Origin of the sequence: Pseudomonas sp. RC4D1, assembly GCF_018390395.1 — a bacterium.
GTDB lineage: Bacteria > Pseudomonadota > Gammaproteobacteria > Pseudomonadales > Pseudomonadaceae > Aquipseudomonas > Aquipseudomonas danubii.
In genome coordinates this window covers 2027682-2048757 of record NZ_JAHBAW010000002.1, presented here as the reverse complement: position 1 = coordinate 2048757, position 21076 = coordinate 2027682, and the positions used below count along the sequence as shown (strand labels likewise).

Sequence of the window (21076 nt, the reverse complement as noted above, 5' to 3'; positions counted from 1 at the left end):
CCACTGCGATGGCCTCTGAAAAGTCTGAAATCCGCGTCGAAAAAGACTTATCCACAGGCCCGCTCCGTCTTGGCGGAGCGGGCTCGGCAAGCCTTCAGGGGATCACGGGCGGCAAGTAGGCCAAGGTGGTGCCCAGGGCCCAGAGCAGGACCAGCACCAGAGGGGTGTGCACCAGCAACTGGACGAAGGAGAAACCGATCAGGTCCCGGGCCTTCAAGCCCAGTACTCCCAGCAGCGGCAGCATGTAGAAGGGGTTGATCAGGTTCGGCAAGGCCTCGGCGGCGTTGTAGATCTGCACGGCCCAACCCAGGTGGTATTGCAGGTCATTGGCCACCTGCATCACATAAGGCGCTTCGATGATCCACTTGCCGCCGCCCGACGGAATGAAGAAGCCCAGTACCGCCGAGTACAGGCCCATCAGCAGGGCATAGGTGTCGTGGGAAGCGATCTGCACGAAGAAGGTCGAGATGTGGTGGGCCAGGGTCTGGCCGTCCACGCCCTTGACCACCGTCATCAGCGCGGCGATGGAACCGTAAAGCGGGAACTGGATCAGCACCCCGGTGGTGGTGGGCACCGCCCGGGCCACGGCATCGAGGAAGCTGCGTGGGCGCCAGTGCAGCAGGGCGCCGGCCATCAGGAACAGGAAGTTGTAGGTGTTGAGCCCGGAGATCGCGGTGATCGCCGGTTTGGTGGCGAACTCGTGATACAGCCAGCCGGCGGCCAGCAGCGCCAGGAGAATGGTCAGCAACGGGCTGTACTCCAGCCACTCGCCGGGGCGGGTCCGCGGTTGCGGCTTGGGCATGCTGAAGCTCGGGTCGACCCCGCAGGCCTGGGCATCCCGGGCACTGTTGGGCCCCGGGGCGGTGGCGTAGGCGACGATCAGCGAGACGACGATCAGGGCCAGCAACAACACCCCCGACTGCCAGAGAAAGATGGTCTGGGTGAAAGGAATCACCCCGGTGATGGCCAGGATCGACGGCGGCAGGCTGCCGGGGTTGGCCTGCAACTGCGCGGCCGAGGACGACAGCCCCAGGGCCCAGACAGCGCCCAGGCCCAGGTAGGCGGCCGCCCCGGCGGCGCGGTAATCCATGCGCAGTTCGGTGCGTCGGGCCAGGGCCCGTACCAGCAGGCCGCCGAACACCAGGGACAGGCCCCAGTTGAGCAAAGAGGCGACCATGGAAATCAGCGCCACCCAGGCCACCGCCGAGCGGCCGTTCTTGGGGATGCGTGCCAGCTTGTCGATCAGCTTCACCGCTGGCGGCGAGCTGGCCACCACATAGCCGCCGATGACCACGAAGGCCATTTGCATGGTGAAGGGAATCAGGCTCCAGAAGCCGTCACCGAAGGCCCTGGCGGCATCGGTGGGTTTGGCGCCCATGGCCAGGGTGGCCAGGGTGACGATGATCACCGCCAGTGCGGCGAACACCCAGGAATCGGGAAACCAGCGTTCAGCCCAGTTCGAACAGCGCAGGGCAAAGCGGGCGGAGCGGCTATCTTGAATATCAGCGGCCACGTCAGTACCTCGGATTTCTTATGTTTATAAGGAAGACGGCCGCCCCAGGCTGAGGCGGCCGAGAACTGTGCAAGAATGCGGCAATTGCCACGGACTGCAAAGGACTCAAAGCCGATGTCATTTTCCCCCGAAGAACGCGCCGCACTGCTCAAGGTCAAGGGTGTCGGGCCCACAGTGGTGGGTCGCCTGGAGCAACTGGGGATCATTTCCCTGAGCCAGTTGGCCGCCGCCGATGCCCTGGACATCGTCTCCCAGGCCTCGGCCCTGGTGGGCTCCAGCTGCTGGAAAAACAGCCCCCAGGCCCGCGCCGCGATCCAGGCGGCCATTGCCATGGCCAAGGGCTCGTCTATAGCCCGGGTCGCCAACGACTGATGGTTGTTCCTCGGGACGATTGCATAGACCATGTGCAGCCTTGCTGATTGCCACCCTCCGAGTTGCTTTTATGACCCCTTCCACTGAGTCGTCGCCGGCGCGCTTTTCCCGCGCCGACTACAAGACCCTGGGCCTGGCCGCCCTGGGCGGCGCCCTGGAAATCTACGATTTCATCATCTTCGTATTTTTCGCCCTGACCCTGAGCCAGCTGTTCTTCCCTCCGGAAATGCCCGAATGGCTGCGCCTGCTGCAAAGCTTCGGGATCTTCGTCACCGGCTACCTGGCCCGGCCCCTGGGGGGCATTCTAATGGCCCACTTCGCCGACCGGCTGGGGCGCAAGAAGGTCTTCAGCCTGAGCATCCTGATGATGGCGCTGCCTTGCCTGCTGATCGGCATCATGCCCACCTATGCCCAGATCGGTTACTTCGCGCCATTGTTGCTGTTGGCGCTGCGCGTGCTGCAAGGTGCCGCCGTGGGGGGCGAAGTGCCCAGTGCCTGGGTATTTGTCGCCGAGCACGCGCCACGGGCCCATCGCGGCTATGCCCTGGGTTTTCTCCAGGCCGGGCTGACCTTCGGCTACCTGTTGGGCGCGCTGACCGCGACCCTGCTGGCGCGGGTCTTCAGCCCCGAGGAAATCCTCGATCATGCCTGGCGCTACCCTTTCCTGCTGGGCGGGGTGTTTGGCGTGATCGGCGTTTGGCTGCGCCGTTGGCTGAGTGAAACCCCGGTGTTCGTGGCCCTGCAGAACCAACGCGACAGCGCCGGCGAATTGCCCCTGCGCACCGTGCTGCGCGAGCACCGGCTGGCGATCCTGCCGGCGCTGATCCTCACCTGCGTGCTGACCTCGGCGGTGGTGGTGTTCGTGGTCATCACCCCGACCATGATGCAGAAGAGCTTCGGCATGAGCGCCAGCCATACCTTTGCCCTGAGTAGCCTGGGCATCGTTTTCCTCAACATCGGCTGCATCCTGGCCGGGCTGATCGTCGACCGCCTCGGCGCCTGGCGCACGGTGATGCTCTACAGCCTGCTGCTGCCCCTGGGCATCGCCGTGCTCTATGGCTGCCTGATCAGCGGCGGTGAGTGGATCGGCCTGGCCTACGCCATCGCCGGCCTGGGCTGCGGGGTGGTGGGGGCGGTGCCATCGGTGATGGTCAGCCTGTTTCCACCGCGGATTCGCGTCTCGGGCATTTCCTTCACCTACAACATCGCCTATGCCCTCTGGGCCAGCACCACGCCGTTGTTGCTGATTGCCCTGATGCCCTGGAGCCCATGGATCTGCGTGATCTATTGCGCGGTGATGGGGGCGGTGGGGGTGGCCAGTGCCGGCTACTTTGGTGGGCGCGTGGGTGAGGCTCGGCACGCATCGGCGCAACCTGATGGGGGCTACTGATCAGCTTCGCGAATTTTCTTCAGCGGGTGTGATTATTTGGGTAGCAGTTGGTCCAGGTAGCGGGTGCGCTCGTTGCTCAGGCGGGTCACGCAGCGGTTGATCAGGGTGACGTGGGCCGGCTTGCCCGGTTCCACTTCGAAGGCCTCCAGCACGCAGCTGCTGTCGCGGTATTTGATCCAGGCACGCTGGGCATTCTTCAATTTGCCGAGGTATTCCTGTTCTTGCAGCAGGCTGCTGGGGTACAGGTTGTGGACCCGCACCAGCAGTGCCTGATAGCTCTGGTTGAGCGCAGCGTCGGCGCGATCCTTGTCCTGCCGGGCGCAGCGATCGATCTGTTCGCTGACGCTGATGTGCTCGCAGTCCAGTGCTGCGGCCTGGGCAGGCGCCCAGCCAGCGGTACTGGCGAGTACGGCGATGACAAGGCCAAAGATCCAAGGCTGATGAGGCATGTCGGTCCCTTGCGCTGAGAATGGAGCAGGCATTCTACAGAGCTGTTGCCAGGGAGAGCATGTACCTGCTCCTGCAAGGCGTGCCGGACGGGATCGAGGTCGAGCAGGTGGAGCCGGCGGGGCATCAGCAGATGCATGAGCAAAAAGGTGGTCTGGCCGGCGAGGCGATCGTGCGGCTCAGTCGCGCTCTTCGAGTACGTAGCCCACGCCCCGCAGGGTGTGGATCAGTTTGCGCTCGAAAGGGTCGTCGATCTTCGCTCGCAAGCGGCGGATCGAGACTTCCACCACGTTGGTGTCGCAATCGAAGTTCATGTCCCAGACAAAGGAGATGATCTGGGTCCGGGACAGCACTACGCCGCTCTGACGCATCAGCAGGTGCAGCAGGGCGAATTCCTTGGTGGTCAGATCGATGCGTTGTTTACCGCGAAAGGCCCGGTGCCGGCCCTGGTCCAGTTCCAGGTCGGCGACCCTGAGTACGTCGGGCACCGCTGCCTGTTCGCTGCGGCGCATCAGGGTGCGGACCCGGGCCAGCAGTTCGGGGAACTCGAACGGCTTGACCAGGTAGTCATCGGCCCCCAGGTCCAGCCCTCGGATCTTGTCCGCCAGCCGTCCCTGGGCCGTGAGCATCATTACCCGGGTGTTGCTGTCCTGGCGGATCTGGCACAGCACGCCCCAGCCGTCGATCTGCGGCAGGTTGACGTCCAGGATCACCAGGTCGTAGGCGTGCTGGCGGGTCAGGTGCAGGCCATCTGCGCCGGTATTGGCACAATCCACCACATATCCACTTTCAGTCAGTCCCTGATGCAGGTAGTCGGCAGTTTTAAGTTCGTCTTCGATAACCAGGATACGCATGCTGATGAGGTTCTCGGCGATAAGGGGCAGTAAAAGAAAGTTGCTGTAAATGACGGGATTAATAATTTAAAAGTGCACTTTCATGCAGGCAGCTTGAGACGCCTTTAACTTTGTTTGGAGCGTTTTAAAGTGCGTCTGGCATTGTCTTTGGATGGCGGAATGTTAATACAGAACGTTGATGCAGAGCCTTTGCTAACGGATTTGTAATCTTTGCGCCACCCTGCTGATAAGCAGCGAAAGTTACCCTTGGTCGATATTGAAACTCTCCCAGTCAATGGGCGAACTGTTGCAGTTCCATATCGGCCAGGGCGCTGTTGAATAACCACCGATATGTTCCGCTGCACTTTCGCAGAAACGTTGCCTCTATAGGGGCCGGAACCTGTTATGCCGACTTTCCCGAGAACACTTCCCCGGGCAGCCTGGCGCTGCTCTGCGGCGCTGCTGCTGGCGCTGCTGGCGCAGTCTCCGAGTGCTGCCGAGCCACCCGCGCTGAGCCTGGATAGCGCCTTGGCCAATGCCTTTGCCAACAACCCCGAACTGGCCGCCGCACGCTGGGAGATCGAGATCGCCCAGGGCGCTCGCCAACAGGCCGGGCTGATGCCCAACCCGGTGCTGTCGGTGGATGCCGAGGACACCCGCAGGGATACCCGCACCACCTCGGTCAAACTCAGCCAGGCGCTGGAACTGGGAGGCAAGCGCGGCGCTCGGGTGGAGCTGGCCAGCCGCGGCCAGGCGCTGGCGGCCCTGGAACTGGAGCGACGGGGCAACCAGCTGCGGGCCGATGTCCTGGAGGCTTTCTACGCCGCCCTGCGGGCCCAGGAGCGCACGCAACTGGCCGGGCGTTCCCTGGCCCTGGCCGAGCGCGGTGTCACGGTGGCCCAGGGGCGGGTCAATGCCGGCAAGGCCTCGCCGGTGGAAGCCACCCGGGCCCAGGTGCAGTTGGCAGAAGTTCGCCTGGAACTCAATCGTGGCCAGATGGAGCAGGACAATGCCTATCGGCAGTTGGCCAGGATCACAGGCGCTGCCACCACGGACTTTGCCGCCGTGCAGGAGCCCTCGCTGGCGGTGGTCACTCCGCCGGCTTCGGCGCAATTGCTGAATCGGTTGCAGGAGACCGCGGAGCTGCGTCTGGCGGAGCAGGAGATTGTCCAGCGCGAGGCGTCCCTGGGCCTGGAAAAAGCCCAGCGCATTCCCGACCTCGACGTCAGCGTTGGCAGTCAGTACGACGCCAGTGCCCGCGAGCGGGTGAACCTGGTGGGCCTGTCGATGCCGCTGCCGCTGTTCAACCGCAACCAGGGCAATGTGCTGTCCGCCGCCCGGCGCGCCGATCAGGCCCGGGACCTGCGCAACGCCACCGAGCTGCGCCTGCGCAGCGAAACCCGCCAGGCCCTGGAGCAGTGGAGCACCGCCAGGGGCGAGGTGCAGTCGTTCAACCAGATCATCCTGCCTGCGGCCCAGCGCGCAGTGGACAGTGCCACCCGGGGCTTCGAGATGGGCAAGTTCAGCTTCCTCGAAGTACTGGATGCCCAGCGCACCTTGATCAGCGCCCGCAGCCAGTACCTTGCCGCCGTGGCGCAAACCACCGATGCCTGGGTGCGGATCGAACGCATCTACGGCGACCTCAGCCGTTGGTGAAAGCCTGGTTGAGGGGCCTCGCGTGCCTGGCCGCCCTGCTGGTCAGCGATTGCAGCGGTGCACCGCTGGCGCCGCCGGATGAGCCGCCCCGGCACTGGTGCGTCCATGAATGGCACCGGGCTCTCGACGAACTTTTCTTTCCGCCTACCTCGTAAGGCGCTTCTCGCGCTGCCGAACATCGATTGTCAGGAGCACCCATGGATAAAAAACGCAGCCTTGTCATGGCCATTTCAGCGGTGGTCGGCCTGGGAGCGGCGGCCTTGCTGCTGCCGGACCTGTTCGCTACCCCCGCCCGCACCCAGGCACCTGCAGTGGCAGAGCCGGCCGGGCATGGCGAAGACGAACCTGAAGGGCATCTGGAGCTCAGCCCCGAGCAGATCCAGGCGGCCGGTATCGAGCTGGCCGAGGCCGGGCCCCGGCGCCTCAACCGCCTGCTCAGCCTGCCGGGGGAAATCCGCTTTGACGAGGATCGCACCTCCCACATCGTGCCCCGGGCTGCCGGCGTGGTGGAGTCGGTGCAGGTCAATCTCGGTCAGGCGGTCAAGCGTGGCGAGTTGCTGGCGGTCATTGCCAGCCAGCAGGTGTCTGACCTGCGCAGTGAATTGGCGGCTGCCGGGCGGCGGGTGGAACTGGCCCGTACCACTTTCGAGCGTGAACGCCAGTTGTGGGTCGACCAGATCTCCGCCGAGCAGGATTACCTGCTGGCGCGGCAGACCCTGCAAGAAGCGCAAATCGCCCTCGACAATGCCCGGCAGAAGATGAATGCACTGAGTGGCAGTGCGCAGTTGGTGGGGGGCAATCGCTATGAAATGCGCGCGCCGTTCGATGGCGTGGTGGTGGAGAAACACCTCAGCGTCGGCGAAGTGGTGAGCGAAACCAGCGCCGCTTTCACCCTGTCGGACCTGTCCCGGGTCTGGGCCACCTTCGGGGTGTTTCCCAAGGACCTGGACAAAGTCCGGGTCGGTCAGGCGGTGAATGTCAGCTCCAGTGAGCTGGGGACCCAGGTCCAGGGCCAGGTGGCCTACGTCGGCAACTTGCTGGGGGAGCAGACCCGGACCGCCACCGTGCGGGTGACCCTGGCCAACCCCGATGACGCCTGGCGCCCGGGGCTGTTCGTCTCGGTGCAAGTGGCCACCGAGGCCTTCGAAGCGCCGGTCAGCGTGCCGCAGACGGCGATCCAGACCGTGGAAGACCGGCCTTCGGTGTTTGTCCGGGTGGCCGAGGGCTTCCAGGCCACGCCGGTGGTCACCGGGGCCACTCAGGACGGTTTCGTCGAGATCCGCGAAGGCCTGGCCGCCGGTGCCCGGGTCGCCACCCGTGGCAGCTTCACCCTCAAGTCCGAGCTGGGCAAAGGCTCGGCCGACCATGGCCATTGATCGGTCACAGCACAGAGTGATTTCCCATGTTTGAGCGCCTCATTCAATTCGCCATCGAGCAGCGCATCATCGTCCTGTTGGCGGTGCTGCTGATGGCCGGGGTCGGCATCGCCAGCTACCAGAAGCTGCCGATCGACGCGGTCCCCGATATCACCAACGTCCAGGTGCAGATCAACTCCGCAGCGCCAGGGTTTTCGCCGCTGGAAACCGAGCAGCGCATCACCTTTCCCATCGAGACCGCCATGGCCGGCTTGCCGGGGTTGCAGCAGACCCGCTCGCTGTCGCGCTCGGGCCTGTCCCAGGTGACGGTGATCTTCAAGGACGGCACCGACCTGTTCTTCGCCCGGCAACTGGTCAACGAGCGCCTGCAAGTGGCTCGGGAGCAACTGCCCGAAGGCGTGGAGGCGGTGATGGGGCCGATCTCCACCGGGCTGGGGGAAATCTTCCTCTGGACCGTGGAGGCCGAGGACGGTGCGCGCAAGGAAGATGGCACGCCCTACACCCCCACCGACTTGCGGGTGATCCAGGACTGGATCATCAAGCCGCAACTGCGCAACGTGCAGGGCGTGGCGGAGATCAACACCATCGGTGGCTTCGCCAAGGAGTACCAGATCGCTCCGGACCCCAAGCGCCTGGCGGCCTACAAGCTGACCCTGAATGATCTGGTGACGTCCCTGGAGCGCAACAACGCCAACGTCGGCGCCGGCTACATCGAGCGCAGCGGCGAGCAGTTGCTGATCCGTGCGCCGGGGCAACTGGCGTCCATCGAGGACATCGCCAACATCGTCATCAGCAGCAGCGACGGCACGCCGATCCGCGTGCGCAATGTCGCCCAGGTGCAGATCGGTCGCGAACTGCGTACGGGCGCGGCCACCGAGAACGGCCGGGAAGTGGTGCTGGGGACGGTGTTCATGCTGATCGGCGAGAACAGCCGCAGCGTGTCCCAGGCTGTGGCGAAAAAGCTCGAAGAGATCAACCGCTCGCTGCCCGAAGGGGTGGTGGCGGTCACGGTGTACGACCGCACCAACCTGGTGGAAAAAGCCATCGCCACGGTGAAGAAGAACCTCTTCGAAGGCGCGTTGCTGGTGATCGTGATTCTGTTCCTGTTCCTGGGCAATATTCGCGCCGCGCTGATCACTGCCCTGGTGATTCCACTGTCGATGCTGTTCACCTTCACCGGCATGTTCAGCAACAAGGTCAGCGCCAACCTGATGAGCCTCGGCGCCCTGGACTTCGGCATCATCGTCGACGGCGCGGTGGTGATTGTGGAGAACGCCATCCGCCGCCTGGCCCATGCCCAGCAGCACCACGGCCGCATGTTGACTCGCTCCGAACGCCTGCATGAAGTCTTTGCCGCGGCCAAGGAGGCCCGGCGTGCGCTGATCTTCGGCCAGTTGATCATCATGGTGGTGTACCTGCCGATCTTCGCCCTGACCGGGGTGGCCGGGAAGATGTTCCACCCCATGGCCTTCACCGTGGTCATGGCCCTGCTGGGGGCGATGATCCTCTCGGTGACCTTCGTCCCGGCGGCCATTGCGCTGTTCGTCACCGGCAAGGTCAAGGAAGAGGAAAACCTGCTGGTGCGCAGCGCCAAGCGTGGCTACGCCCCGGTGCTGGACTGGGTCATGGGCCATCGTGCGACGACCTTCGCGGCGGCCGCGGCGATCCTGCTGGGCAGCGGTGTGCTGGCCAGCCGCATGGGCAGTGAATTCATTCCCAGCCTCAGCGAAGGCGACTTCGCCCAACAGGCTCTGCGGGTGCCCGGCACCAGCCTCACGCAGTCGGTGGACATGCAGCAGCGCCTGGAGAAAACCCTGCTGGCGCAGGTGCCGGAGATCGAGCGGGTGTTTGCCCGCACCGGCACCGCGGAGATCGCCTCGGACCCGATGCCGCCGAATATTTCCGACAGTTACGTGATGCTCAAGCCCAAGGCGCAATGGCCGGACCCGGGCAAGTCCCGGGAGGCATTGATTGCTGATATCCAGCGCGCCAGCGCCCTGGTGCCGGGGAGCGCCTATGAACTGTCGCAGCCGATCCAACTGCGTTTCAACGAGCTGATTTCCGGGGTGCGCAGCGATGTGGCGGTCAAGGTGTTCGGTGACGACATGACCGTGCTGAACAAGACCGCCAATGAAATCGCCACGGCCCTGCAGGGCTTGTCCGGTGCCTCGGAAGTCAAGGTCGAGCAGACCTCCGGCCTGCCGGTGCTGACCATCAATATCGACCGCGACAAGGCGGCGCGATTCGGCCTGAATGTGGGCGATGTGCAAGACACCATTGCGGTGGCGGTGGGCGGGCGTCAGGCCGGCACCCTGTATGAAGGCGACCGGCGTTTCGACATGGTGGTGCGTCTCTCGGACCAACTGCGTACCGACATTGACGGCCTTTCGCGGCTGCTGATCCCGATCCCGGCGACCGCGGGCACGTCCAACGGGCAGATCGGTTTTATCGCCCTGTCGGAAGTGGCCAGCCTCGATCTGGTGTTGGGCCCCAATCAGGTCAGCCGCGAGAACGGCAAGCGCCTGGTGATCGTCAGCGCCAACGTTCGCGGGCGGGATATCGGTTCATTTGTCGAGGAAGCCACGGCGTTGATTGGCGAGAAGGTCAAGGTCCCGGCGGGGTACTGGACCACCTGGGGCGGCCAGTTCGAGCAATTGCAGGAGGCGTCCCAGCGCCTGCAAGTGGTGGTGCCGGTGGCGCTGCTGCTGGTGTTCGGGTTGTTGTTCATGATGTTCAACAACCTCAAGGACGGCCTGCTGGTGTTCACCGGCATTCCCTTTGCCCTGACCGGCGGGATCATGGCCCTGTGGTTGCGGGATATTCCGCTGTCGATCTCGGCGGGGGTGGGGTTTATTGCACTTTCCGGTGTCGCTGTACTCAACGGCCTGGTGATGATTGCCTTTATCCGTAACCTGCGCGAGGAAGGGCGCCCCTTGTCCACGGCCATTCACGAAGGCGCCCTGACCCGTTTGCGTCCGGTGCTGATGACCGCGCTGGTGGCGTCCCTGGGGTTTATCCCCATGGCCCTGGCCACCGGCACCGGCGCCGAAGTACAACGGCCCCTGGCGACCGTGGTGATTGGCGGCATCCTGTCGTCCACCATCCTCACCTTGCTGGTTCTGCCGGCGCTGTACCAATGGGCGCACCGCAAGGAAGAGGATTAGCGCCTGTCGCCGCTGCCGCAGGCTGTGAGCGGGCTGGGCGGCACTCCGTCGAAGGGACGCGGCGGTCTTGAGGCCGCTGCGGGGTTGGCGGGGGATCGTCAGGCAAGGTCCTGCGGACCTTTGCGCAGCTTCGCCGTGGCTCAGCAGCGGCTACAGGGCCAGTGCCGATCGGGGATTTGTGTGGCCGCTGCCGCAGGCTGCGAACGGCACGAAGGGCCGCGGCGTTCTTGAGGCCGCTGCGGGTTTGGCGGGAGATGGTCAGGCAAGGTCCTGCGGACCTTTGCGCAGCTTCGCCATGGCTCAGCAGCGGCTACAGGGCGGGTGGGTTAGAGCCAGGCGGCATCCCAGAGGGGATAGTCGCCTACGCGCTGGACCAGTCCCGCTCGAACCGGGTTGTAGATGATGTAGCGGGCAAGCGCCTTGAGGTCTGCTTCGCGACGGATGGCCCGTTCGTAATACCCTTTTTGCCACAGTCGATCACGCTGGTTAAGGCGCTGGTTGATGTTGCGCCCGCTTCGTGACTTGAGCCGGCACAAGGACTCTTCCAGTGAGCATTTCTGCAGTTGGAACAACCAGTGAATGTGATCAGGCATGACCACCCAGGCCAGGGAGTGGATGAGTCCCGCTTCGTGTTGGGCCCTGATTTGTTCGACCACCAGCCGCCCCAGGTAGAAGTCGCTGAACATCGGGCGTCGCTGTTCGGTCACGGCGGTTATCGCGTAGATTCTACCGATCTGTGTGTGTCGTCCTTTGAGCAGGCGATAACCATTGGATCGGAATTGCATTACCCGGCTCTCCCTGTGCTGGAACGATCCCTTCACGCTAGTCCTGGCTCGGCCTGTTAACAGATGTATCTCGTTAACACCTGTGTCTCTCTTGCATCCCTGTAGCCGCTGCTGAGCCAAGGCGAAGCTGCGCAAAGGTCCGCAGGACCTTCAGCGCGGTAAAGAACGGCGCCTCCTGCGCAGGTGTTCGCAGCCTGCGGCAGCGGCTGAAAAAGCCCAGCATGGCCGGTAATTCTCGGGCAAAAAAAAGCGTCCCATGCGGGACGCTAAAAATTCATCTCTTTCCAAAGGAGCATCAAAAAAACGCTTCAAGAGATGAATGTGCTCGGTAGGCCATCGCCGTTAAATATCTTCCTCGGTCGTAGCGGATGCGCCAGCGTCGCGAGGGGAAGTGCCGGTGCCAGCCGCGGCTGTTTGCTGACTGGCGTTGCCGTGAATCTGTTCCTGGCTGGCGAGGAAGGTGTCGCGGACCTGCCGTGGGCGTTCGCTGCCATCAGATGCCCAGACGGCGGAGCCGGTAGTGGCCAGAAGGCCGATCAACAATAGTCGGGTGGGACCCATGGTGTTTCTCCTGACAAGCTCGCCGGCCGGGGGGAATCACGGCGGATTCGAGTGTGTTCAGGAGTATATGGAGGCCAACCTAACGAGAAGGTGAGGCCGATATTACAGTTCTGAAAGCCATGCGTCTGTGAAGAAGTTTTAACACCGGGCAGGCGTCAACCTGCCCGGCCAGGTACATCAGAGCAGGGCCAGGGGGTACTCGACGATCAGTCGGAATTCTTCCAGGTCGGACTCGAACTGACTGGAGCGGATGGTCGCCTGGCGGATGCGCAGGGACAGGTCCTTGAGCGTGCCGCCCTGGAACACGTACTTGGCTTCGATGTCCCGCTCCCAGCGACGCTGATCGGTCAGCGGATCACCCGCCGCGTCGCGGCGCATGTACACCGAGTTGGCATGGCTGTAGTCGGCGTCGCTGCCGCGGGCGTAGCGGGTCATGAACGACAGACCGGGGATGCCGAAGGTCTGCATGTCGAGGTCGTAGCGGACCATCCACGAACGCTCCTTGGGCGAGTTGAAGTCGCTGTACTGGATCGAGTTGTCGAGGAAGATCGAGTCCGACTGGCGCAGGTAGTCGAAGTCGTCGTTGCCGTTGTTGCGCTGGTGCGACAGGGCCAGGGTGTGGGCGCCATAGGTGGCGCCGACCTTGGCGCTCCAGATGTTGTTGTCGAATTCGCCCAGCAGTTTCTTGCCCTCGTCCACAGCCTTGTAATAGTTGAAGCCGCTGAACAGGGTCAGGTCGTCGGACACCGGGTAGTTCACCGCCGTGCCGAAGTAGTACTGATCCCAGGCGTCTTTCAGGCGGCTGCTGTAGAGGCTGAAACTGAGGTTGGGGTTGAACTTGTAGTCGCCACCGAAGTAGCCGACCCAGGGCGAGTCGACCTTGCCCGCGTAGAAGGTGGCGAAGCCGTCGCGCATGCCGCTGCTGTCGGGCTGGCTCATGGCGTGCAGGCGCCCGCCCTGCAGGTTGAGACCGTCGAGGCTGGTGTTTTCCAGGGTCACCCCGCGAAAGCTTTCCGGCAGCAGACGCGAGTCGCCGTAGTGCACCACCGGCGTCTTGGGGAACACGTCGCCGACTTTCACCACGGTGTCCAGGGCTCGCAGTTTCACCGCGCCGCCGGCCTTGCCATAGCCGTCGGCGGGCTCGTTGTCGTGGTTCACCGGCAGCATGCCGAAGGAGCCACGGCCGCCGCTGCGCCCGCTGCCGGAGTCGAGCTTGAGGCCGTACATGGCGAAGGCATCGATGCCGAAGCCGACCGTGCCCTGGGTGAAGCCGGACTCGAACTTGCCGATCAGGCCCTGGGCCCAGGCTTCGGAGTAACCGTTGCCGGTGGGGCTGGACTGGCCCTTGCGATCATCGCGGTTGAAGTAGTAGTTGCGCAGCAACAGGTCGAGGCGGCTGCCTTCGACAAAGCCTTCGGGTCGTTCCTCGGCGGTTACCGCCGCCACGGGACACAGCCCCAGTACCGCGGCAAGCACGGACAGGGACAGAGGGGGATTGATTCGCATGGGGTCGCTCCTGAGTGTTGGCAGCTATCAACTTTTATATCGCCAGAGGCGTTCTTATTGGGGGGACTGACCGGCGCAGAAGCGCCCTGAAAGTCGCTGTCGATAGTTGCAAACAGTCGATAACGGCGAGGTGACCCGGTGATTACAATTGTGCAAGAAAGGACGCTGGTAGCGCTCGGCCAAAGCCTCTGAAACCCCCATGAACAGGGGCGATGGCAATGGGAGGGAAGTTGCCTTAAGGGGCATTACAGATAAGTAATGTGCCCGCGATCATTCTGACAGGGTCGGTTCCTTATCCTCGCTGGAGTCAACTGGACGAGGAAACTGTCATGAAGCTGTTCAACTTGAGTATCGCCGCGTTGCTGCTGTCCATTTCTGCCCTGGCCCTGGCCGAGGGCGGTGGTGATCGCACCTTTACTCGCGCCATGCTGGAGAACCAGAAGGCCATGGAGCGCTATGCCGCAAGCCAGGGCAAACCGGCCCCGGTGGTGCAGAGCTACCGCTATGGCATGGCGCTGGATATCGCCAGGGTGGTCAATGTGACGCCTGCGGCCAAGTCCTGCGAGGTGGTGCCCTCGCGCATGACGTATGAAGACTCCGCCGGTCAGCTCAAGACCATCGAATATCAGGTGGTGGGTCAGTGCCGCAACAACGGCAGCTGACTCCGGTGTCGTGCCCTCAGGCGTCGCCTGGCTCGGGGTGCAGGGCAACGATCATGTCGACTTCCACCGAGGCGTTTTTCGGCAACTGATAGACCCCCAGCGAAGTGCGTGTGTGCACGCCGGCCTCGGCAAACACCGAATACAGGATCTCTGAGGCGCCATCCGCCACTTCGCTCTGCTGGGTGAAGTCCGCCGCGCTCTGCACATAGACGTTGATTCGCAGAATGCGCTTGATCCGCTGCAGGTCGCCGAGCATCTGTTCCAGGATCGCCAGGGCTCGCAGGGTACAAATCTGTGCCCCGTGCCGGGCCTGCTCCAGGGACGTCTCGGCACCCACCCGGCCGACCACCATCACCGTGTTGTCGATGCGCGGGATCTGCCCGCTGACATAGACCTCATCACCGTTACGCACCGCCGGCACATAGTTGCCGCCAATGCGCATCTCGCCTTCGAAACTGTGGCCGATCCGGGCTGCCGCCTGCTGGAAAAGTGCCTTGCGTGTTGCGTCCATAGTCCAACTCCGTCGATCGCCGTGGAATTTCCAGAAGCCGACTATACGCGCTCCAACGCGGCGATGAATCTTCGGCGAAAGCCCCGTATCGACGGGCTTTGCCTGCCGTTGAATTTTTTTGGTCGGACAAGTCGCAGTTGCTATTAAGAAAATACTTTCAGGGCCGATGTTAGGCCCAAAGCAGCCCATTTTTTTCAGTCCCCCCGTCCCCGGTGCATCCTCATGTTCAATAAACGCTTGAAGCAAGAGTTGTCGGCGCTTCGTGAAGAACTCTCGAGCCTTCAGCAAGTGAAGGAAAGTCTTGAAAGCGAGATGCTCGTGATCAATTTGAGCGCCGATGGACGGATTCAATCGGTCAACCACAACTTCGCCCAGGAAATGCTCTACAAGGGAGGCGATCTGGTGGGGCGTGCCCTGGAGGACATCGTCCCGGAACACGTCAAGCGCGACGAGTTCCATCAGCGCTTCAAGGCGACCCTGGCCCGGGGCGAGCATTTTGCCGGGGCGGTGCGCTTGTTGCGGGGCAACGGTGAGGAAGCCTGGCTGCGCGCCATTTCCCAGCCGATTCGCGACTCAGAGGGCCGGATCAAGTACTTCGCGATCTTTTCCAGCGACCTGACCCGCACCATCGAGGCCTCCCGCGAGCACGAGAACCTGATCGGCGCGCTGATGCGTTCCACCGCGCTGATCGAGTTCGATCTCAATGGCCATGTGCTGACCGCCAATGACCGTTTCCTGGCCGGGATGGGTTACAGCCTGGCGCAGATCAAGGGCAAGCATCACCGCATGTTCTGTGAGCCGGAGGAGTACAACAGCGCGGCCTACCAGGCGTTCTGGAGACGCCTGAATGCCGGGGAATTCATCGCTGAACGCTTCAAGCGGATCGATGCCCACGGCCGGGTGGTCTGGCTGGAGGCGTCCTACAACCCGGTGCTGGACGCCAACAACAAGCTCTACAAGGTGGTGAAGTTCGCCACGGTGATCACCGATCAGGTGAATCAGGAAATGGCCGTGGCCGAAGCGGCGAACATTGCCTACAGCACCTCGTTGCAGACCGACAACAGCGCCCAGCGCGGCACCACGGTGGTCACCGAGGCGGTGAACGTCATGCGTGATCTGGCCAAACACATGCAGGAGGCCGGCGAAGGTATCGGCGCCCTGAACGAGCAATCCCTGGTGATTGGCAGCATCGTCAAGACCATCAGCGGCATTGCCGAGCAGACCAACCTGCTGGCGCTCAATGCGGCGATCGAGGCAGCCCGTGCCGGTGAGCAGGGACGGGGTTTTGCCGTGGTCGCCGATGAGGTCCGGCAACTGGCCTCGCGTACCAGCAAGGCCACCGAAGAAATCGTCGGCGTGGTCCGGCAGAACCAGGACATGGCCCGTGAAGCCGTGGAGTTGATGGCCGAAGGCAAGCTGCAGGCCGAGCAGGGCCTGGCCCTGGCCGCAGAAGCCGGCACGGTGATCGTCGAGATCCAGGACGGCGCACAGAAAGTGGTGAGCGCGGTGGGTCAGTTCGCCAATCAACTGTCGACCTGAGTCGTGGGGCCCCGGTGCCGGGGCACCGCTCATCCTCTCGGCACGGCGTTCGCCGGCCACGATGGCCTTGAGGAAATTTCCGAAGAGGTCTTAAGAATATTCTGAAACGCTGCGCACGGCTTGGAGAAAGGTCACGCAGCGCCGATGGCAAGAGGGTCGCTGTATCCACTCTTAGTCTGTCGGTGTATCCATGTTCAACAAACGTTTGAAGCAACAGCTTGCCACCTTGAGCGACGAGCTGAATGCTCTGCAGCAATTCAAGGCCTGTCTGGAAACCCAGGTGCTCAGCATCGAACTGGACGGCGAGGGGGTGATCCGTCGGGTCAACCAGAACTTCACACGCACCTTGGGCCTTGATGGCCAACAGCTCTGTGGGCAGCCCCTGGAGCAGATTGTGTCGCGCCACACCCAGGCGACGCAGTTGTATCGCACTTTCCAGGCGGCCCTGGGGCGCAACGAAGGCTACATCGGCCAGTTGCGCCTGCAGCGGGGCGACGGCCGTGACGCCTGGTTGCATACCTGCGTGCAGCCGGTCCATGACAGCGCCGGGCGCCTGGACCACTACTCGCTGATCTGCAGCGACCAGACGGCGTCGGTGGAAAGCGCCTGCGAGCATGAAAACCTGATGGCGGCGTTGCTGCGTTCCACTGCGGTGATCGAGTTCGATCTGCAAGGCCGGGTGCTGACCGCCAACCCGCGTTTTCTGGCCTGCATGGGTTACCGCCTCGATGAAGTCCAGGGCCAGAACCACCGTCTGTTTTGCGAACCCCAGGAATATGAGGGGCCGTCGTACCAGGAGTTCTGGGCGCGCCTGAACGCTGGCGAGTATGTCGCCGACCGCTTCAAGCGTATCGACAGCCAGGGGCGTGTCGTGTGGCTCGACGCCTCCTACAACCCGGTGCTGGATGCCAACGGCCAGCTGTACAAAGTGGTGAAGTTCGCCACCCTGATCACCGATCAGGTGAACCAGGAACGCTCGGTGGCCGAGGCCGCCGACATCGCCTACAGCATCTCCCGCCAAACCGATACCAGCGCCCAGCGCGGCTCGGCGGTGGTCACCCAAACCCTGGACGTGATGCGTGACCTGGCCAAGTGCATGCAAGACGCCGGTGACGGTATTGAAGCCCTGAACGAGCAGTCCCTGGTGATTGGCAGCATCGTCAAGACCATCAGCGGGATTGCCGAGCAGACCAACCTGCTGGCCCTCAATGCGGCGATCGAGGCCGCTCGGGCCGGTGAACAGGGGCGCGGTTTCGCCGTGGTCGCCGACGAGGTCCGACAACTGGCCTCGCGTACCAGCAACGCCACCGACGAAATCGTCGGCGTGGTCCGGCACAACCAGGACATGGCCCGCTCGGCGGTGGAACTGATGGCCGAAGGTCGCCAGCAAGCCGAGCAGGGCCTGACCCTGGCGGCGGAGGCCGGCGCGGTGATCGTCGAGATCCAGGACGGTGCGCAGAAAGTGGTGGGCGCGGTGGGGCAGTTCGCCAGTCAGCTGTCCAGCTGAGTGTCACGCTGAGGGTTCAAGTTTCGCGTCCGCCTGGCCCAGCGGACGCGGAGGTTTCAGTGTTGCAACGGCCCATGGCATTCGTAATGCAAACGGTCGAACCACTGCCCGTGCAGCAGGAAGCTGCGGCGTGAATGGCCGTAGCGGGAGAACCCTGACGCCTCCAGTACCCGCACCGAGCCGAGGTTCTCCGGGCGGGCGTTGGCTTCGATGCGGCTCAGTTGCAACTCCCCGAAGGCCCGTTGCCGGACTTGCTCCACCGCCGCCTTGGCGATGCCGCGGCCGTTGAAACGGGCGCCCACTCGATAGCCCAGTTCGGCGCAATTGAAGTAGGCGCGCTGTACCCGGTGCAGGTTGATGCGTCCCACCAGCTGTGAGTTTTCACGGATCAGGAATTGATAGCCGCGATCCGCTTCGGCGTCCTGTCGAGCCTGGGCGATGGCTTCGGCGACGCCTTCGGCACAGTAGTACGCGGCGGGTCGGGCGTTGATCGAGGCCTCGAAAAAAACGCGGTTCTCTTGTTCAAAAGCTAGCAGTTCATGCACGTCGTCAGGCTGCGGGGCGGTGATGTACAGGTGCGTCATGGTCCGGTGGCCTCAATCCGTTGAAGGCGCTTTCATCTCACGTTCTGCAGGTCGACTTCAAGCCTCCAGGTGCGGTTTGATCAGTTCGGCAAACCATTCGATGAACACATTGAGACGGCGCGAGCGATGGCGGCGGTCGGGGTACAGTGCGCTGATTTCCATGGGCGCCACCGGCAGTTCATGAAGCACCTGCACCAGTTCGCCGCGCTCCAGTAGATGCTGCACATCGAAGCGCGGCACCTGGATCAGCCCCAGGCCCTGGCGACAGCAGGCAATGTAGTTCTCGACGTTGTTGACGATCACCCGACTGGGCAGGCCCAGCAGGTGCTCGCGACCTTCCTGCAGGTATTCCCAGGGCTGCTCTCGACCCGTGTCCGGGGAGGCGTAGCCCACCATCCACTGGCCGTTCTGCAGGTCCTGGTGGCTTCGAGGCTCGCCATGTTCGGCGAGGTAGGCGGGGCTGGCGCAGTTGATCAGCGCCAGGCGTCCCAGGGGACGGGCGATCAGGCTGCTGTCCGCCAGGCTGCCGACGCGGATCGCGCAGTCGATGCCTTCCTGGACCAGGTCGATGCTGCGATCGCAGGCCCCCAGCGCCAGTTGCAGGTCGGGGTATTGCGCCAGCCATTGGGGCAGGGCGGGCACGATCAGGCGCCGGGCGATGCGGCTGGGTACGTCGATGTTCAGACGTCCACTGACATCCACCTGGCGATGCTGGAACAGTTGGCTGAGTTCGGATGCATCCGCCAGCAGACGCCGGGCTCGCTCCAGAAGGATGGCGCCGTCGGCGGTCAATTGCACATGCCGGGTCGTGCGGTGCAGCAGGCGCGTGCCGAGGCCGGTTTCCAGTTGCTGCACGGCGGAGGAGACGGTAGCCCGTGGCAGTTCCAGGACATGGGCGGCCTTGATGAAGCTGCCCATGTCGGCCACCTGGATGAACACGCGGTATTGTTCAAGCTTATCCATCGTATGAACGATCCTGGTTCGGGGGACACCGAGCGGCAATGGATCGCGGCATCGTCCGAGGCGATCGATGCAGCGGCTCGGCAGGCCAATTTACCCCTTGGGCGCCAGGATTACTTGGTGGTGTAGCCGCCGTTGATCAGTAAGGTCTGACCGGTGATCCACCAACCCTCGGTCACCAGGTGACGAATGAAGGGCACCACATCCTCGATATCAGTGAGTCCGGTCTTGCTCGAAGGCGACAGGGCCGCGGCGCTCTTGTGGTAGGCCACCGCGTCGTCCCCTTCGGCAGGGTAGAAGAACGGCGTATCCATGGGGCCTGGCCCTACAGCGGTGACCGAGATGCCGCGGGCGCCGAACTCCTTGGCTGCGGCCCGGGTGAAGTGTTCCACCGGTGCCTTGGAACCGCCATAGGCGGCATAGAACGGGGTGAAGGCTCCCAGCAGCGACGTCACCAGGGTCACCAGCTTGCCGTTGTCCTCCAGGTGTTTGCCGGCTTCCTTGATAAAGAAGAACGCGCTCTTGGCATTGACCGCAAACATCTGGTCGTACTCGTCTTCGCTGATGTCGACTATGGGTTTTTTCAGCACCTTGCCCACGGTGTTGATGGCGATGTCGATCTTGCCGAAACGCGCCTTGACCTCGCTGAACAGACGCTCCACGGCACTGGCGCTGGTGAGGTCGGCCTGCCAGGCGTGGGCCTCGACCCCCAGGTCCTTGAGCGCCGCCAGGGTGCGCTCGGCGTCGGCCTGGCTGGCGCTGCTGTTGTAGTGCACGGCCACGGCTTTGGCCCCGTGGCTGGCAAGATCACGGGCAATCAGGCCGCCGAGGTTTTTCACCCCTCCGGCAATCAACACGACTTTGTTGTTCAGGGAATGATCGGCCATGGTGCGGCTCCTTCGACGGTTGGTGAAGGCTGAGTCTAGTCTTTGGAAGGGCGTGGATAAGCCGTCGGCGGCTGGACGGATTATCCAGAAAATCCATCCAATGCCGCGGTCTGCCCGAGGGCTGGATAGGGCTACAATCGGATTTTTTTCAGGAGCCTGCCATGCCTGCATTTCGTCGTCCGGTGCCATTGGAAAAAGCCTACCGCCTGCTCAATCACGGCCCTACGGTGCTGGTCAGCGCGGCCCATGGTGGCCAGCGCAATATCATGGCCGCGGCCTGGGCGATGCCCCTGGATTTCGAGCCGCCGAAAGTTGCCGTGGTGCTCGACAAGTCCACCTGGACCCGGCAGCTGCTGGAGGCTTCGGGCACCTTCGTCCTCAACGTGCCCTGCGCCGCTCAAGTGGACATTGTGCAGAGCCTGGGCAACAGCTCCGGACTGGAGCTGCACCACGCCGGGCGCGACAAGTTTTGCGCCTATGGTTTATCGACCTTTGCCGGCCAGGCCCTTGAGGCTCCGCTGCTGGAAGGTTGCGTGGCCTGGCTGGAATGCCGGCTGTTGCCCGAGCCCCACAATCACCAGCAGTACGACCTGTTCCTCGGTGAGGTGATTGCGGCCCAGGCCGATACCCGAGTGTTCAGCGAAGGGCGTTGGCACTTCGAGGGTCAGGACTCGCTGCGCACCCTGCACCATGTAGCGGGTGGGCATTTCCTGACCATTGGCGACGCCGTTGACGGTCGTCAGTTGCCCCAGGCCGGTGAGGTTTGAGTCAACGTCTGCTGGGCGTGATCCAGCACCTGCAAGTCCAGCGCTCTGCCGCCGAC

19 protein-coding genes and 2 pseudogenes are annotated in these 21076 nt (G+C 63.4%); 11 read left to right on the top strand and 10 right to left on the bottom strand.

From position 1 onward, the window contains the following. Positions 1–94: 94 nt before the first annotated feature. The gene (locus tag KHO49_RS25040; RefSeq protein ID WP_102880975.1) at positions 95–1513 is read right to left on the bottom strand and encodes a short-chain fatty acid transporter; all 1419 of its coding nucleotides are present in this window, start codon (positions 1511–1513) and stop codon (positions 95–97) included. A gap of 114 nt (positions 1514–1627) precedes the next feature. Between KHO49_RS25040 and KHO49_RS25035 the strand changes: the two genes are divergently transcribed. Both KHO49_RS25035 and KHO49_RS25030 read left to right on the top strand, forming a co-directional pair. After that, positions 1628–1885 carry a helix-hairpin-helix domain-containing protein gene (locus tag KHO49_RS25035; RefSeq protein WP_213665962.1) on the top strand — a complete coding sequence of 86 codons (258 nt, stop codon included), beginning with the start codon at positions 1628–1630 and terminating at the stop codon, positions 1883–1885. A 70-nt stretch (positions 1886–1955) separates the two neighbouring features. Then, entirely contained in the window at positions 1956–3275 is a 1320-nt protein-coding gene (locus KHO49_RS25030) for an MFS transporter (RefSeq protein ID WP_102880973.1), read from the top strand. Positions 3276–3307: 32 nt separating this feature from the next. On the opposite strand, the gene KHO49_RS25025 is transcribed toward KHO49_RS25030, so the two are convergent. Next, positions 3308–3724 carry a lysozyme inhibitor LprI family protein gene (locus tag KHO49_RS25025; protein WP_102880972.1) on the bottom strand — a complete coding sequence of 139 codons (417 nt, stop codon included), beginning with the start codon at positions 3722–3724 and terminating at the stop codon, positions 3308–3310. Positions 3725–3901: 177 nt separating this feature from the next. After that, entirely contained in the window at positions 3902–4576 is a 675-nt protein-coding gene (locus KHO49_RS25020; protein WP_102860200.1) for a heavy metal response regulator transcription factor, read from the bottom strand. Between the two features lie 384 nt (positions 4577–4960). On the opposite strand from KHO49_RS25020, the gene KHO49_RS25015 reads away from it, so the two are divergent. From KHO49_RS25015 to KHO49_RS25005, 3 genes are all read left to right on the top strand, one after another. Further along, positions 4961–6211 carry a TolC family protein gene (locus tag KHO49_RS25015; protein ID WP_213665961.1) on the top strand — a complete coding sequence of 417 codons (1251 nt, stop codon included), beginning with the start codon at positions 4961–4963 and terminating at the stop codon, positions 6209–6211. A 197-nt stretch (positions 6212–6408) separates the two neighbouring features. Continuing rightward, positions 6409–7587 carry an efflux RND transporter periplasmic adaptor subunit gene (locus tag KHO49_RS25010; protein ID WP_170004415.1) on the top strand — a complete coding sequence of 393 codons (1179 nt, stop codon included), beginning with the start codon at positions 6409–6411 and terminating at the stop codon, positions 7585–7587. A 26-nt stretch (positions 7588–7613) separates the two neighbouring features. Next, positions 7614–10751 (top strand): CusA/CzcA family heavy metal efflux RND transporter, encoded by a 3138-nt coding sequence (locus tag KHO49_RS25005; RefSeq protein WP_213665960.1) that lies wholly within the window; start codon positions 7614–7616, stop codon positions 10749–10751. A 326-nt stretch (positions 10752–11077) separates the two neighbouring features. Here KHO49_RS25005 and KHO49_RS25000 read toward each other — a convergent pair whose 3' ends face one another. The 3 genes from KHO49_RS25000 to KHO49_RS24990 all read right to left on the bottom strand — a co-directional run bounded on the left by KHO49_RS25000 (position 11078) and on the right by KHO49_RS24990 (position 13603). Further along, on the bottom strand, positions 11078–11536 hold the full coding sequence (locus tag KHO49_RS25000; RefSeq protein WP_102880968.1) for an REP-associated tyrosine transposase: 459 nt from the start codon (positions 11534–11536) through the stop codon (positions 11078–11080). A 342-nt stretch (positions 11537–11878) separates the two neighbouring features. Continuing rightward, positions 11879–12097, bottom strand: coding sequence for a hypothetical protein (locus tag KHO49_RS24995; protein WP_213665959.1), 219 nt, complete (start codon positions 12095–12097; stop codon positions 11879–11881). 177 nt (positions 12098–12274) lie between these two features. Further along, on the bottom strand, positions 12275–13603 hold the full coding sequence (locus tag KHO49_RS24990) for an OprD family porin (RefSeq protein ID WP_102880966.1): 1329 nt from the start codon (positions 13601–13603) through the stop codon (positions 12275–12277). A gap of 329 nt (positions 13604–13932) precedes the next feature. Here KHO49_RS24990 and KHO49_RS24985 point away from each other — a divergent pair, with 329 nt between their 5' ends. Beyond that, the gene (locus KHO49_RS24985) at positions 13933–14265 is read left to right on the top strand and encodes a DUF2790 domain-containing protein (protein WP_102860207.1); all 333 of its coding nucleotides are present in this window, start codon (positions 13933–13935) and stop codon (positions 14263–14265) included. Positions 14266–14281: 16 nt separating this feature from the next. Here KHO49_RS24985 and KHO49_RS24980 read toward each other — a convergent pair whose 3' ends face one another. Beyond that, on the bottom strand, positions 14282–14776 hold the full coding sequence (locus KHO49_RS24980; protein ID WP_102860208.1) for a RidA family protein: 495 nt from the start codon (positions 14774–14776) through the stop codon (positions 14282–14284). 222 nt (positions 14777–14998) lie between these two features. Here KHO49_RS24980 and KHO49_RS31630 point away from each other — a divergent pair. The 4 genes and pseudogenes from KHO49_RS31630 to KHO49_RS31615 form a co-directional block, all read left to right on the top strand. Next, positions 14999–15769: pseudogene (locus KHO49_RS31630) on the top strand (PAS domain-containing protein); the annotation flags it as partial. A gap of 12 nt (positions 15770–15781) precedes the next feature. Next, entirely contained in the window at positions 15782–16315 is a 534-nt protein-coding gene (locus KHO49_RS31625; RefSeq protein WP_240322062.1) for a methyl-accepting chemotaxis protein, read from the top strand. Between the two features lie 190 nt (positions 16316–16505). Continuing rightward, positions 16506–17279 (top strand): annotated as a pseudogene (locus KHO49_RS31620) (PAS domain-containing protein); the annotation flags it as partial. Continuing rightward, the gene (locus tag KHO49_RS31615) at positions 17277–17822 is read left to right on the top strand and encodes a methyl-accepting chemotaxis protein (protein WP_258010339.1); all 546 of its coding nucleotides are present in this window, start codon (positions 17277–17279) and stop codon (positions 17820–17822) included. The pseudogene KHO49_RS31620 and the gene KHO49_RS31615, both read left to right, overlap by 3 nt. A gap of 56 nt (positions 17823–17878) precedes the next feature. Here the strand turns inward: KHO49_RS31615 and KHO49_RS24965 are convergent, their stop codons facing one another. From KHO49_RS24965 to KHO49_RS24955, 3 genes are all read right to left on the bottom strand, one after another. Beyond that, positions 17879–18406, bottom strand: a complete 528-nt coding sequence (locus KHO49_RS24965) for a GNAT family N-acetyltransferase (protein WP_102880963.1) — start codon at positions 18404–18406, stop codon at positions 17879–17881. A 57-nt stretch (positions 18407–18463) separates the two neighbouring features. Further along, on the bottom strand, positions 18464–19369 hold the full coding sequence (locus KHO49_RS24960) for a LysR family transcriptional regulator (protein ID WP_102880962.1): 906 nt from the start codon (positions 19367–19369) through the stop codon (positions 18464–18466). Between the two features lie 110 nt (positions 19370–19479). Then, entirely contained in the window at positions 19480–20253 is a 774-nt protein-coding gene (locus tag KHO49_RS24955) for an SDR family oxidoreductase (protein WP_102860213.1), read from the bottom strand. Positions 20254–20414: 161 nt separating this feature from the next. On the opposite strand from KHO49_RS24955, the gene KHO49_RS24950 reads away from it, so the two are divergent. Further along, positions 20415–21020 (top strand): flavin reductase family protein, encoded by a 606-nt coding sequence (locus KHO49_RS24950; RefSeq protein ID WP_213665958.1) that lies wholly within the window; start codon positions 20415–20417, stop codon positions 21018–21020. Positions 21021–21076 lie beyond the last annotated feature (56 nt).